The 13,737-nt window shown below is 57.4% G+C and carries 13 protein-coding genes; all 13 read right to left on the bottom strand.

Going from position 1 to position 13,737, the window contains the following annotated elements; all coding sequences use genetic code 11:
• Positions 1-9: 9 nt before the first annotated feature.
• On the bottom strand, positions 10-1,362 hold the full coding sequence (gene rimO / locus KJ970_02860) for a 30S ribosomal protein S12 methylthiotransferase RimO (GenBank protein ID MBU2689841.1): 1,353 nt from the start codon (positions 1,360-1,362) through the stop codon (positions 10-12).
• Positions 1,352-2,035 carry an outer membrane lipoprotein carrier protein LolA gene (locus KJ970_02855; GenBank protein ID MBU2689840.1) on the bottom strand — a complete coding sequence of 228 codons (684 nt, stop codon included), beginning with the start codon at positions 2,033-2,035 and terminating at the stop codon, positions 1,352-1,354. Before KJ970_02855 ends, rimO begins: the two co-directional genes overlap by 11 nt.
• 4 nt (positions 2,036-2,039) lie before the next feature.
• Positions 2,040-4,361, bottom strand: coding sequence for a DNA translocase FtsK (locus KJ970_02850; GenBank protein MBU2689839.1), 2,322 nt, complete (start codon positions 4,359-4,361; stop codon positions 2,040-2,042).
• A gap of 74 nt (positions 4,362-4,435) precedes the next feature.
• Positions 4,436-5,692, bottom strand: a complete 1,257-nt coding sequence (gene ahcY / locus KJ970_02845; GenBank protein MBU2689838.1) for an adenosylhomocysteinase — start codon at positions 5,690-5,692, stop codon at positions 4,436-4,438.
• A gap of 79 nt (positions 5,693-5,771) precedes the next feature.
• Positions 5,772-6,920, bottom strand: a complete 1,149-nt coding sequence (gene metK / locus KJ970_02840; GenBank protein ID MBU2689837.1) for a methionine adenosyltransferase — start codon at positions 6,918-6,920, stop codon at positions 5,772-5,774.
• A gap of 138 nt (positions 6,921-7,058) precedes the next feature.
• Positions 7,059-8,054, bottom strand: a complete 996-nt coding sequence (locus KJ970_02835) for an NTP transferase domain-containing protein (GenBank protein ID MBU2689836.1) — start codon at positions 8,052-8,054, stop codon at positions 7,059-7,061.
• A 63-nt stretch (positions 8,055-8,117) separates the two neighbouring features.
• Positions 8,118-9,209, bottom strand: coding sequence for a hypothetical protein (locus tag KJ970_02830; protein ID MBU2689835.1), 1,092 nt, complete (start codon positions 9,207-9,209; stop codon positions 8,118-8,120).
• A 39-nt stretch (positions 9,210-9,248) separates the two neighbouring features.
• A complete protein-coding gene (gene ptsP / locus KJ970_02825) occupies positions 9,249-11,057 on the bottom strand; it encodes a phosphoenolpyruvate--protein phosphotransferase (GenBank protein MBU2689834.1) in 1,809 nt (602 codons plus the stop codon).
• Positions 11,023-11,328, bottom strand: a complete 306-nt coding sequence (locus tag KJ970_02820) for an HPr family phosphocarrier protein (protein MBU2689833.1) — start codon at positions 11,326-11,328, stop codon at positions 11,023-11,025. Before KJ970_02820 ends, ptsP begins: the two co-directional genes overlap by 35 nt.
• A gap of 39 nt (positions 11,329-11,367) precedes the next feature.
• Entirely contained in the window at positions 11,368-12,093 is a 726-nt protein-coding gene (locus KJ970_02815; GenBank protein ID MBU2689832.1) for a hypothetical protein, read from the bottom strand.
• Positions 12,090-12,854: a PTS sugar transporter subunit IIC gene (locus KJ970_02810; protein ID MBU2689831.1), complete on the bottom strand. Its 765-nt coding sequence runs from the start codon at positions 12,852-12,854 to the stop codon at positions 12,090-12,092. The genes KJ970_02815 and KJ970_02810 overlap by 4 nt, the downstream gene beginning before the upstream one ends.
• Positions 12,844-13,350, bottom strand: coding sequence for a PTS sugar transporter subunit IIB (locus tag KJ970_02805; protein ID MBU2689830.1), 507 nt, complete (start codon positions 13,348-13,350; stop codon positions 12,844-12,846). The genes KJ970_02810 and KJ970_02805 overlap by 11 nt, the downstream gene beginning before the upstream one ends.
• On the bottom strand, positions 13,323-13,736 hold the full coding sequence (locus KJ970_02800; GenBank protein ID MBU2689829.1) for a hypothetical protein: 414 nt from the start codon (positions 13,734-13,736) through the stop codon (positions 13,323-13,325). Before KJ970_02800 ends, KJ970_02805 begins: the two co-directional genes overlap by 28 nt.
• Between the last annotated feature and the right edge of the window lies 1 nt (position 13,737).

The raw sequence follows: 13,737 nt of genomic DNA, 5'->3' as shown, positions 1-13,737 counted from the left end.
CTCTTCCCTCTAATTCACTCTTTCGGTTTCCAGGTCATACGATCCAACAGCAACCACGGCGGCGTCAACTATCTCTCCGACCGAGAGGGGTCGTTTTTTATCGGATCGAACCAAAACGTCGCCATCGATTTCAGGGGCTTCGCCCGGACTTCTTCCGATGCCACTCTCGCCCCCCTCTTCGACGCTCTCAATGAGAATCGGCAGAACAGCTCCCAGCCGCTTCTGTTGCCGGCTCAAGGCGATCGATTGTTGTTTCTCCATAACCACCCGGCAGCGCTCATCAGCGACATCAGACGGGACCTGCCCCTGCAGCAAGGCCGCCGGGGAACCCGGTTCGGGACTGTAGGGGAAGACACCAAGCCGGTCAAACGGAGTCCGGTCTATCTCTTCTAATAGACCCCGAAAGATCGTATCGGTTTCACCGGGGAACCCCAAGAGCAGAGTCGTTCTCAAGGTCAGATCGGGTATCCGCGCCCGCATTTCATGAATCAGATCGCGGGTTCGGGCATGAGTGACCCCCCGTTGCATTCGTTTGAGGATGGAATCATCCGTGTGCTGAATCGGCATATCGATATAGGGAAGAACCGTCTCCAGATCCCGATGCGCCTCGATGAGCCGGTCGTTCCATCCCGCCGGATGAGTATAAAGGATCCGTATCCATCGAGCCTCTTCAACATCCTGCAGGGCCTCGAGCAGATCCACGAGTTCGAGGGATCCGGGAAGATCCCTTCCATAAGAGGTCGTATCCTGTCCGATGAGGATAAGCTCCCGAACCCCGCTGCCCACGAGCCTCCGGGCCTCCTCCACGATCTCCTGAGGGGAACGACTCCGCTGCGACCCCCTGAGATCGGGAATAATGCAAAAGGAACAGGAGCGGTCGCATCCTTCCGAAATCTTCAGATAGGCCGAGGGACCTGAGATCACGGCGCGTTTGGACCAGGGGATATCCAAACGATCCAAGCCTCCCAGAACCGCTCCCCTCACCTCGCACCCGGCCTCGATCGATCGGCAGATATCGACAATCCGTCCCAAGGCGCCCGTCCCGATGAGGTAATCGACCTCGGGCACCTCCCGCAAGAGCTCCTCGCCGACCCGTTGGGGAAGACAACCGGCGACAATGAGATGCCGGAGCGAGCCTGTTTCTTTCAACGCCGCGATCGACCGGATGGTTTCCATCGATTCTTCGACAGCGGAGGAGAGGAAAGCGCATGTATTGATGACGACCATGCTCGCCTGTTCCACCTCGGCCACCGTCCGCCACCCATCGAGATGCAGCGCACCGGCCATGACCTCCGAATCGACCTGGTTTTTGGGACAGCCCAACGTCACCACCGCGAGGGTTTTGGGGGGATTATTCGACATCGACAACCTCTACCCCGGGCGGACTTATAAATCGGAAGGCTTCGCGCCCTCCGCGGGGGACGGTTTTGAAGACAGCAAATTGGAATGCCGTTCGGTTCTCCTGAAGGTCCTCGTAATAATATCCGGCAATCGATCCGTCATTGATGTCGATCAGGATCTCCAACTCCCTCCAGCCGATCTCGGCCGGCGGTTCAACCCCGAGGCGGTAGACCGGCGGATCCACAAGAACCGCAAAGGAATCGGGATGCGCCGATCGAAGCAACCAGAGAAAGAGATCCCCGGCCCCGATCCCCTCTTCCGGCACGGGGGTCCGGATAACCTGCTCCAATTCAGGGACATAGGTCCACAGCGATTCCCCATCGCAGACAATGGCGTGACCGGCCGGTTCATCATATTCCAGCCGGAAGCAGCAGGGCCGTTCCAAATACAGAACGCCACGCGCCGTATCGGGCGCCTCGTCGCCCCACCCGGTCCACCGGTTAATCTGGGTAAAAGGCACCTCCAATGAAGGCAAGGCCAGAATCCACTCTCTCGTTTTGTTAAAGAGAGCAGGGCCGTCCTGCCATGTTTCCTCATCCATCACATCCGCCGCCGGCGAGGGATCCGCGGAATAGAGGCAGATCAATAATGTGAAACAGAGGGTCCACACATGAATTCGGCCGCGACTTGTCATCCTATCAGGCATCCCGCACAATCTCAGTCTCCAGATTTTCCCTATCGATAAGAACTTCACGGGCCTTACTACCCTCGAACGGCCCGACGATTCCGCGGCGCTCCAACATATCGATCAGTCGCGCGGCCCTTGTATAACCGATTCGAAGTTTGCGCTGAAGGAGGGATGTGCTGCCTTGCTGGTGCTGGATAACGATCCTCTTGGCGTCATCGAGCAGGGAATCTTCATCGGCATCGTTCGGAACCTCTTCTGACAGCGCCTTTTCATCCAATAGGGTCATGGCGCCCTCCGGCTGAGACGAGGCCAACTCCTGGAGATAGGCGATGATCGCATCGCGGTCTTCATCGGGGATGAGGGGAGCGTGCAGGCGGTGGGCCTGTGATTTGCCGGGCGGTATGAAAAGCATGTCGCCCGCTCCCAGCAAGCTCTCAGCGCCATTGGAATCGAGTATCGTCCGGGAATCGGTCTTGCTGGCGACCTGGAAGGCGATCCGGGCGGGGAAATTCGCCTTGATAATGCCGGTCAGGACATCGACGGACGGCCTTTGCGTCGCCAAAACGAGATGGATCCCCACGGCACGGGCCATCTGGGCCAGTCTCGTGATGGCGTTTTCTATTTCATGCGTCCCCGTCATCATCAGATCGGCCAACTCATCGACAATAACGACCAACATCGGAAGAATCTCGCGCGGCTCATCGTCGTCATCGGTGGGAGGGAGATCACGATACCCTTGTATATTGCGAACCCCGAGGCGCGCAAAGATCAGGTACCGGCGGTCCATTTCTCTGAGAAGCCAAATCAGGATGCGGGAAGCTTCGCGGGCGTCGGTGACCACCGGCGCGAGAAGGTGAGGAATCCCGTTGTAGGGCGTGAACTCTAATCGTTTCGGATCAATCAGTATGAAGCGCACCTCATCGGGTGTCCGCCTGAGAAGAAGCGACATGATGATGGTGTGAAGAAACATGCTTTTGCCCGACCCGGTCGTCCCGGCGACCAAGAGATGGGGCATTCGGTCCAGCATCGCGCAAAAGGGATGGCCCGCAATATCCTTCCCCAGCGTGATGAGAAGCGGTTCCTTGGAACGAAGAAAAAGATCGGTGGATACCACTTCTTTCAGATAGATCGTGGCCGGATGGGCGTTGGGAACTTCGATCCCGACAGCCGCCTTTCCTGGAATCGGCGCCAAAAGGCGGACCCGGGAGGCCTTAAGGGCCAAGGCAATATCATCCGCCCGGCTGACGATCTGAGCGATCCGGACTCCGGATCCAGGTGTGAATTCGTACCGTGTAATAACCGGTCCGGGATGGACCTCGCCTACTTCACCCACGATCCCGAATTCGCCAAGGACCCTTTCAAGGAGCTGGCTTTTTTGAAAAATTTCCTCGCGATCGACCTGCCCCTCGCCAGGCGGCGAATCGGTGAGAAGGTCTAGAGAAGGCAATGGAAAGGGCCCGCTGAGTCGTTGGGGCTTCAATTCCCTATCGGATCCCGTGAGAAGATCCTCTTCCGGCTCTCTTGTTCCCGTAACCATCTGGGGGACAACAATCCGAGGCGCCTCACCCCCCGTTACCGCCACCTCTTCTGCTCCGTTTGGCCCCTGCAGGAGTTCGCCGCGGCTGGGCCGGGAGCGTTTCTTCCCACCTTTCGATCCCCGTGTTGAGCCGCTCGCTTGAGTGGGGGGGTGAGCAGGAGAATAGCGATCAAAGAGACGAAGGACGGCACTGGAAAGCACTCGTCCCAAGGATGAAAGGCCCGCGATGACCAGATTGACGACCCATGAGAGCCCCAGCGTTGCCTGCCGCGACAGCGCCTCTTGTATCGGTTGCGGCACGATAAGCCGGAGGGTGGCGGCCAGAAGGATTAACCAGAGGGTCACGGCGACGATTGGGGCGCCACCGGGACCAAAGACCGATAAAATTTCCAGACCGGCTCTTCCCGTACTCCCCCACCGGCAGGGATCCTCCGTGGTGAACAGAGAGGCTCCGGCCACACAGGTCATGATAAGAAAAAAGATATAGGCCAGAGAGGATCGGCCGAGGCGCAAGCGAAACCAACTCCACGCCAACCGAAGGGACCAGACGAGGCTCAGCGGTAAAAGACCCCAAATAACGGTCCGGCCGACAAGTCGGATCCAGAAATCGGCCACGATAATGCCAAAATAGCCAGCCAGGTTTGAAGGGAGTCCGGCATAGGGCGTTCGCCCCAAAGTGGGATCATTGACGGTGAGGAGGCTGAGACCGGTGAGTGCGGTGAGGGCACCCAACAGGAGGGCCAATGTCAGACTGCGGCCCCTGTCCCCCTCTCTCTTGGCATTTGATCTGGCCATCCCGGCGTTCCCTCGCCCACGTGATATCATCCCCAGTCAAATCTCTCGGCGGCGATCGCCCGGTCGGGAGTGTATCAGGTTCCCATATCCCATGAGGAGAGATACTTTACCTGTTCCGGTGTCAGGGTGTCGATTTCTATCCCCAACGTCTCCAGCTTAAGACTGGCGATATACCGATCCATCTCCTTTGGGACAGGGTAAACCTTCCGCTCGAGTTTTTCGTGGTTTTTGATGATATATTCGGCGGACAGCGACTGATTAGCGAAACTCATATCCATGACGCAAGCAGGGTGTCCTTCCGCCGCAGACAGGTTGACCAACCGCCCCTCAGCAAGAACAAAGATCGTTCTTCCATTGGCAAGGGTCATTCCCTCAACAAGTGGACGAGCCATTTCTCTTTTTACCGCCATCTCGCCGAGTTGCACAAGATCAAGTTCAACATCGAAATGGCCTGAGTTGGCAACCACGGCGCCGTCTTTCATCATTTCAAAATGTTCTTTCCGGATAACAGAACAATCCCCGGTCACCGTGACAAAGAGATCCCCGATCGGCGCAGCCGCTTTCATCGGGAGAACGCGGAATCCGTCCATCGAGGCTTCCAAGGCCCGGAACGGATCGACCTCGGTGACGATAACATGCCCCCCCATCCCACGGGCTTTATAGGCCAAACCCCGTCCGCACCAGCCATATCCGGCCACGACCACCGTCGATCCGGCGATGAGCATATTAGTGGCCCGCAGGACGCCGTCGATTGTCGATTGCCCGGTGCCGTAACGATTGTCGAAGAAATGTTTGGTAATCGCATCATTCACGGCGATGATCGGGTACTTCAGAACGCTGTCCTTCTCCATGCTCCGAAGACGGATCACACCCGTTGTTGTCTCTTCGGTGCCCCCTAGAACCGACGCGGCATACTTGGCCCCGTCGCTGTGAAGTGTGCTGACGACATCCGCGCCGTCATCCATCGTGACATGACATCCCGCGGAAATAACCGATTGTATATGTTTATAATAGGTGTCTCGGTCTTCGCCTCGGATAGCAAATACTTCGATGCCATAATCCTCAACCAGACTCGCCGCGGTGGAATCCTGCGTGCTGAGGGGATTGCTGGCGCAAAGCAGAACCCTGGCGCCTCCCGCCTTCAATGTGCGCATGAGGTTGGCCGTCTCTGTCGTAACGTGGAGACAGGCGCCTATTGTATAACCATCGAGCGGCTTTTCTTTATCAAACCGTTCACGGATCCGTTTGAGAACGGGCATGTTACGGTCGGCCCAAAGAATACGCTGACGGCCTGCGGAGGCCAGTTTTGGATCATGGATATCACAATTCATGCTTATCTCCTGCAGAGTGATCGTAGCTTTCCATCAGTGGTTCAGCCGGGGATCTTTGATCCCCGGCGAGAGAAACGTTTCAACCTTTCAGGGCCTTGACCCGATCCAGCTTCTCCCAGGTAAACTCCGGTTCGTTGCGTCCGAAGTGCCCGTATGCCGCCGTCTTCCTATAAATCGGTCTTCTCAGCTTCAGATCGCGGATAATGCCGTAAGGCGTCAGATCCCAAACCTTGCGGATTTTCGACTCGATTTCTGATACGGGGATCGTCTCGGTGCCGAATGTCTCTACCCTAACGCTGACCGGTTCACAAATCCCGATGGCATAGGCCAGCTGGATTTCACAGCGGCTGGCCAATCCGGCGGCGACAACATTCTTTGCCACCCAGCGCGCGGCGTAGCTCGCGCTCCGGTCCACCTTCGAGGGATCTTTGCCGGAGAAGGCGCCGCCGCCATGGCGTCCGACACCGCCATAGGTATCAACAATGATCTTCCGGCCGGTCAAACCGGTATCGGCATGCGGACCGCCCAGAACAAAGCGTCCCGTCGGGTTGATATGGATCTTCATCTTGGCATCAACCAGCTTTTTGGGAAGAACAGGGTCGATCACGAGCGCTTTCATGTCCTTGCGCAGCTGCTTGATGGATACCGTCTCATTATGCTGGGTGGAGAGAACAACCGCCCCAATTCTCACCGGTTTAAAACCATCATAGATCACGGTGACCTGAGCCTTGCCGTCAGGCCGTAGATAATCGACCTTCTTCTGATTCCGGATCTCATTCAACTTGCGGATCAATGCATTGGAAAGAACGATGGGCAGAGGCATGAACTCTGGTGTTTCATCACATGCGAATCCGAACATCATCCCTTGGTCACCGGCGCCCTGTTTTGATTCATCTTTTTTGACAACGCCCATTGTGATATCCGGGCTCTGTTCATCGATGCTGATCAAGACACAACAGCTATCCGCCTCAAAGCGACAGAACGGATCGGTATACCCGATTTCAGCAATAGTCCTGCGAACAATCGCTCTGATATCCACCTGGGCGCGTGATGAGATCTCCCCGGAAACCAAAACCATTCCGGTCGTCACCATCACTTCACAGGCGACACGACTATGATCGTCTTGGGCGATATAGGCATCGAGAATCGCATCACTGATCTGATCGGCTACTTTATCGGGGTGGCCGGCGGCGACGGATTCACTCGTGAACAAGTTGTATTGCTTCATCAATTCCTCCTCCCAATTCTTACGACAGCCAGTTAATCAGCATACCGCGATAAGGAGGTTCGGTTCAAGGGGGTTGAAAATCCCTTTATCGGCCGGGAGGGACTTCTTCATTCCGCCGGGAAAAGAGTCAGAGGGGCCTCATGAGGGTCTGATCTCCGAGGAATCCCCCACATTGAGGCTCTGGCAGGTTCCTTGGACCACCGCATTTTCGCCGATGACGGAGTTCTCGAGAATGATATCTTCCACCGTCGCATTTTCGGTGACGATCGAATCACGGAGGATCGAGCCCCGGACGATGGCGCCGCGGGCCACCGAAACATAAGGACCCAGGATCGATTGCTCCACGACCGCTTTGCTATCCACAAAGACCGGGGGCACAAAGACAACGCCGGGGCGCGGAATCGGCGGGGTGACCCCCTCCAGCAGATGCCGGTTGGTCTGAAGCAGCGTCTCCGGCTTTCCGCAATCAAACCATCCGCTCACGAGTTGGACCGTCATCTTCGCCCCATCCTGCATCATCTTTTCGAGGGCATCGGTCAGTTGGAATTCACCCTTGGTCGTCTTTCCGTCCTCAATGAGCCCGCCCAGGGCCTTGAAGAGCCGGTCCGTGTGGCGGATTCCATAGATGCCGACGATGGCGAGGTTGCTCGTCGGCTGTTCGGGTTTCTCGACGAGGTGTTGGACATATCCGTCGGCGATTTCGACAATACCGAACCGCCGGGGGTCTTCCACCTCCTTCACGCCGATAACGATTTCATTGGGATTCAGATAGGCGGCGTAGTCCGTTTGTACAATCGTATCGCCCAAAACGATAAGCGACGGATGGGAGCCTACGATATCTTTTGTCATATAAATCGCATGCCCAAGACCCCTGCGGGTTTCCTGTTCCACAAATTCCACATCGATTTCGTAACGTTCATCAATATACTCGCGGATCCGATCACCCATATAACCGACAACCAGGACATAGCGTTTAATTCCCTGTTGGATCAGCGCATCCAGTATGTGAGCCAGGATGGGACGGCCCGCGACATTGATCAGCGCTTTGGGAAGAGTGTGTGTATGGGGCCTCAGTCGGGTTCCAATACCGGCCGCGGGAATAATCGCAATAAAATCCTTGGGTGCCAAACTCATCTTTGTTGAACCTCCATCAATGTTAAAGAGTGCCGCCCCCGGAAATGAACAGCGGCTCTTGCTCTATCTTTCCGCCTTCAGCCTTTCAATTGCGGGAACCGGTGTCGCGGCCACCCGCCGGCGGCGGGCCGACAAGACACTCACGGCGTCACCCAGCAAGACCTGGCGCAAGGAACGGGACAGCAGGGATCCGCCGGCGGCCGGGATGGACCAGGCTTCGATACCGGCCCCTTCCAGTTCCCGCCAGACACGATCCCACGGGGTGCCGGCCGCATCGACCACCGGCCGAGCCTCCGTGTCGATCCGCAAAAGGACCGGCGCCGGCCGCAGGGAACCCCATTCCTTCCACGCCACGATTTCGTTGTGGAGGAGTTCAGGAAGCCGGTGGGCATGCGACGGAACCTTCGCATTCTCAGCCATCTGGCACATCCAGCGATAGGCCACGGCCTCTCCCACCATTCCCCAACCGTAGAAGAGCGGGAAACGCGATACCAGCAAATCGGCCAAGAGGTGTGGATCACGCGGAAAGACCGGCCACGCGCCGCATTTTTCCGGCGGCGAGAGGCGGGATCGGCCCAGAAGATCCCAATCCACCATATCCTCCGCCATCTCCCGGCGCGTTTCCTCGATCTGGGATGAGAGCGAAGGGAGAAGATGGTGGAAGAGAGCGAGGAGCCCCGCTAAGGCGGCCAAGCTCATCGATCGTGGTGGCAGGCCGGGTTCGAGGGTATGGATGAGGGCTCCCGCTTCCCGCGCCTTGGCGGTTAATGATCCGCCAGAAGCCAGGCCCCGCCAAGGAAGCCCCAGGGCCTCGACTTCCTGTAGTGTCTTCAATGTTTCCCAGGTATTGCCGGAATAACTGACGGCGACCACCAGCCATCTCTCATCGAGATAGGCCGGGAGAAAGAGATCGCGTGACCAGATCAGGGGAACCGGGCATTCCTTCACCATGAGCGTTTGAAGAAGAAGACCCGAGATACCAGAACCGCCCATTCCCAATATAAGGAGTCCGGCAGGCCACTTCTCCAAAGACCAGCCCTTCAGGCCGGTTGCTTTATTGTAACTAAGGAGAAAATCATCCGGTGTACGTCTTACAAGGTCGATCATCGGTTCCTGCGGCGGGAGGCCGTTTGAACCGCGGGAATTTTCTACCACGACTTTCTCATTTCAACGGTTTCCTCATCCGGCCTCTTCTCATTTTTGAGGAGAGGGATCGTACAATCCGTTCGGTTTGCCCCAGGTCGCCGCCGCCGTATCCGGAAAGGCTTGAATCAGCGCCGTCCGCAACTCAGAGGGTGTGGCGCAGGTCAGCGCATCCTGCTCAATCACATGACGCAGGTGGCTGATGCTCGATGCCCGTATGATCTGCTTGACCGGTTTGATGCGCCAGGGAGCCACACTCAACTGGTCGATGCCCAAGCCGAGAAGCACCAACACGCCCATTGGATCCCCCGACATCTCACCGCAGGAAGAGACCGAAATGCCGGCCCGGTGCCCGCTTTGCACCGTTGTATAGATGGCCCGCAAGACAGCGGGATGGAAAGGATCATAGATATGCGCTACGTTTTCATTCCCTCGATCCGCCGCCAGTACATACTGAATGAGATCATTGGATCCGATACTGAGGAAATCAACTTCACGGCTCAAGAGATCGGAGAGGATCACCATGGAGGGAACTTCCACCATGACACCGAGCGCCAGCGATTGAACAGCCACCCCTTCCCGTTCCACTTCGCGGCGCACCGATCCAACCAGTTGCTTGGCCTCCCTGACCTCATCCAAATTGCTGACCATCGGCAAAAGAATGCGGACATTCCCTTGATCAGCCACACGCATGATCGCCCGCAGCTGGGTGCGGAAAATTTCGGGATGCATGAGTGAGAAACGGATCCCCCGGACACCGAGGAAGGGATTACTCTCACGGCCGATACCGCTGAGGGCCGCAAATTTATCACCCCCCACATCCATCGTGCGGATGATGACGGGACGTTTCCTCATCTTTCGAACCACACGGCGGTAGGCTCGAACCTGCTCCTCCTCCGAAGGCCATCCGGTATGCCGGGAGTAAAGAAACTCGGTTCGATAGAGGCCGATCCCCTCAGCCCCCTCTTTCAAGGCCAGCTCCGCATCATCTGGAGCTTCAATATTCGAGAAGAGGGGTATTCTCTGCAAATCAATCGTGTGGGAAGGCAGCCTGACTTGCTGCCCAAGGGCGGTCCGAATCCTCAATTCCCTGGTCTGTAATCTCTGAAACGCCTTTAACTCGGAACGGGCCGGGCGGAGGGTGACGCGGCCGTGGCTGCCGTCCAACAATATCATGTCGCCGGCTTGGACCCGGGTCGTAATGTTCACAAGCCCGAGAACGGCGGGAATCCCCCTGTTGCGGGCCATGATCGCCACATGGTTTGTCGCTCCCCCATGATCGGTGGCAACACCCAGGATCCGTTGCGGGTCGAGGCAAGCACTCTCGGACGGGCTCAATTCGGAAGCGACCAGGATCACACCTTGGGGGATGGCGGCCGCCGACCCGAGTTCCCAATCTTGAAGCTGTTGGAGGATCCGGTGCATGACATCCCGCATATCCTCACCGCGGGCGCGAAAATACTCGCCAGGGGTGCCCTCCATATGAGTGATATACTCCATGAAGATGCGATAAACGGCTCCATCGGCGGCGATTCTCTCATTTTTGATGGTGTCGATGATGCGCCCCTGCAGGGTGTGGTCTTCAACAATCAATCCATGGGCGTTGAGAAGCTGAAGGCCGGCGTCCTCGGGCGATTCAATACCATTGCAGATGGCGGTAATTTCTTCCCGGGCCAGGCGCAGGGCCTTGCGAAAATGGCGGACCTCGCCGGCGATTTCATGCGGTTCGAGCGATCTCTCTTTAACAATAATACGGCTGGGACCGTCCAGCAGATAAACAGGTCCGGCTACAAAACCGGGAGCCGCCGGAACACCGATCATATGCTCAGTCGGTGGCTTTGGTTCCGCCTTCCGGGGCATCCTCCATCTCCTCTCCAAAACCCGATGAAATCAGATCGACGACACCCTGAACAGCTTGCGATTCATCGGGTCCCACGGCGCGGACCTTCAATATCGTTCCGGTGACGGCGGCCAGCATCATGACACCCATAATCGACTTCGCATTAATCGTCAGATCGTTTGCCTCCAAGAAAATCTCGGAGGCGAAGCGCGCGGCATATTTGACTAATTCAGCCGCGGGCCGGGCGTGGATTCCTGGAATATTTGGTACGCGAACTTCCGATTCAAACACGAATGCGTTACCTCAACCTTACCGCTTTCCCCATGAGACTCAAGGAACCACACTTCCGGGTCCGATGAAAAGGCCGAATCCCAGAGCGAGGAACAGGGCCACAATCCCCCATCTCAATGGAGGAACCTTCCAAACGAGAACGAATATCAATCCCAGCACGGGGGCGGCATAGCGGTAGGGTTCCATCCCCGAGCCCTCGCCACCTGCGATCCAGTAACCCAGCACGGCGCCGACGGCGATCCGGCGGAGTCGGCCCATCCGTCGCTCCCAGATCGCCCAACGGGGAGATCCGATGAAGCCGATAAGCGCTTCCATTGGCCGCTGATCGGATTGGCGCCAACCCCACACCTGCCATCCTATCACGAAAACGATCCAGAGAATCGGCACCGCCAAAGGTGAACCCGATCCGCCCAAGAGCGCCAGCATCAGCGCCACCGAGAAAACGGCCGGTTGAACAGAGCCCCAGAGCAGACGGTCGGCCCGGGCGCTCAAAGTACTGGATAACGTCTCCACTGGGAAGGGGCCACCGCCCTTTTTCGGGCCCCCCATGAGATCTTTTCGCCACATCCCAAGAAGAAGCCCTGCAAAGGGGGGTGTGACATTGAGCCGAGCTGGAGCCTGCCGATTCGCATCACTCCAGGCGGCCCGCTCGATGGAGCCCTCCAGGATATAGAACCAACCCCGGCGCTGGCCGCTTTGATGATTGAAGAGGGCTTCCAGGGCCAGGAGTTTCCACAGCAAGATGAGGCGGTTCGGTTTTCTCATGAGAGAACCCAGCCTATGACCAATCCCCCCAGGATCCCCGCGGCGATCCATCCCCATCCCCTGGGCTGAGATCGAATCAAACGCCCCACTTCACCCCCCAAGCCGATCCCCAATAGAACCCATAGATAGATAGGAAGAAGGCCCCCTTCCATTGAAGGAAGGTCTGAAATGACGCTGACAGCAGGCTCCTTCCCTCCTATCAACAAGCGGATTAGGAGGATGGGGCCGACGGACCCGATCACAGCGAGAATCGCAGCAAGGCCGGGAAGAGCGAGACCGATGGCGGTGATTCGAAAGCCCGGGTGCCCGCGGGTACCGGAACGGTCCCCTTCCTCGTTTTCCAAACGCCAATTGATCTTTCGGATCTTTCCTTCGAGAAAGACTCCCAACACCGCGACCCACAGGATGATCAGGGGCAGCGGCGCCACCACCTTCAAGAGATCCAGGGGCGATCCGTCACCCAGCCAACCCGAGCCGGCGGGGAGTATGGTCCGGAGCCAAAGGATACCGGCACAGGCGGCCGGACCGGTCGCCAAGGGAATAACCCCACCGAGTGTTAAAGGTTGCAACCAAACGGCCTGAAGGGCGACCCCCATGAGGCATCCCATTTCCGGAAGACCGACGATAAGACCCGAGACGGTGCTTGCGATGAGAGGCTGATGAAGTTGGAAATTGCCAAAGGCTCGCCGGTCAACTCCGACCCAGAAAATCCAAAGGATGAGAAGAATCCAACGCAGGGTCTCCATCTGTTCAACCGGCACGGTTCGGCTTTCTATCTCTCAGGGCAACCCATCGATGGGAAGGCCGGCCGGGCAGTTCCTGCGCATAGAGCTGGGCGCCGGAGGCCGCCACCTCCTCCAATCCGTCCCAGTCTTCATGGCTTAAAAACAGGTAGGGCAACACTTCCGTGGCCCCCGCATGCCGGTGAATCCCGCCGAGATTGATCTCCGGCGGATGAAATCCGCCGCGGATGAGTGCGAGCAGAGCCGGGATATCCCGCAGAATGAGGATCGCCCGGTCCCAGACTGATTCCTTTCCCATCTCTTCAAGAAACGCCTTGGGTGAGAAAATGTGAACATGGGTTCCTTCGGGCGCCACGAGCCTAAAGAGTTCAGCTTCCATCGGGCTGAAGGCCAATTGGTCATCCACAATGAGATATTGCCGGGGCGCCAATTCGTTTCCCCAACCCAGGGTGACCTGGCCATGCATCAATCGGTCATCGACCCGAATCAGCAGGAATGTGGAAGTGAGAGACATTGGATTCCCTCGCGCCCTTTTCGTGCAACCTCCGCCGCCAATTCGACCGGCTCCAAAAGCCTCCGTTTATAAGCAAACTCGAGCAACATGGGTAGATTGACACCGGAGAAGATCACGGTCGAGGGATGTTCTTGACGAACCAGCTGGCAGACCTGGCTGCAGGAACCTCCGAGAAGATCCACAAAGATAAAGAGATCTTCTGCTTGTATGGACTCGATCTGCGTCCGGATCTTTCGGGTCAGACTCTCCATCGAGGTTCCGGTATTTGAAACAACGGCGATATCTTCTTGTGGACCCAAAATCGACTCCACGACGCGGATGAGCTCAGTGCCCAAAGCGCCGTGGGTCACCAGCAGACCGGCGATCTGTGCGGGGGAGTCCGCCACG

The organism is Candidatus Eisenbacteria bacterium (assembly GCA_018831195.1).
Taxonomy (GTDB): domain Bacteria; phylum Eisenbacteria; class RBG-16-71-46; order CAIMUX01; family JAHJDP01; genus JAHJDP01.
Note: the sequence above shows the minus strand (reverse complement) of the source record. Positions and strands in the feature narration are given on the sequence as shown.

Bases quoted from the DNA above. Each gene is read 5' to 3' on its own strand.
- KJ970_02850 (MBU2689839.1), bottom strand. From the start codon at position 4,361: ATGGCCAGATCAAATGCCAAGAGAGAGGGGGACAGGGGCCGCAGTCTG.
- KJ970_02805 (MBU2689830.1), bottom strand. From the start codon at position 13,350: ATGTCTCTCACTTCCACATTCCTGCTGATTCGGGTCGATGACCGATTG.
- KJ970_02855 (MBU2689840.1), bottom strand. From the start codon at position 2,035: ATGACAAGTCGCGGCCGAATTCATGTGTGGACCCTCTGTTTCACATTA.
- metK (MBU2689837.1), bottom strand. From the start codon at position 6,920: ATGAAGCAATACAACTTGTTCACGAGTGAATCCGTCGCCGCCGGCCAC.
- ptsP (MBU2689834.1), bottom strand. From the start codon at position 11,057: ATGCCCCGGAAGGCGGAACCAAAGCCACCGACTGAGCATATGATCGGT.
- rimO (MBU2689841.1), bottom strand. From the start codon at position 1,362: ATGTCGAATAATCCCCCCAAAACCCTCGCGGTGGTGACGTTGGGCTGT.
- ahcY (MBU2689838.1), bottom strand. From the start codon at position 5,692: ATGAATTGTGATATCCATGATCCAAAACTGGCCTCCGCAGGCCGTCAG.
- KJ970_02815 (MBU2689832.1), bottom strand. From the start codon at position 12,093: ATGAGAAAACCGAACCGCCTCATCTTGCTGTGGAAACTCCTGGCCCTG.
- KJ970_02835 (MBU2689836.1), bottom strand. From the start codon at position 8,054: ATGAGTTTGGCACCCAAGGATTTTATTGCGATTATTCCCGCGGCCGGT.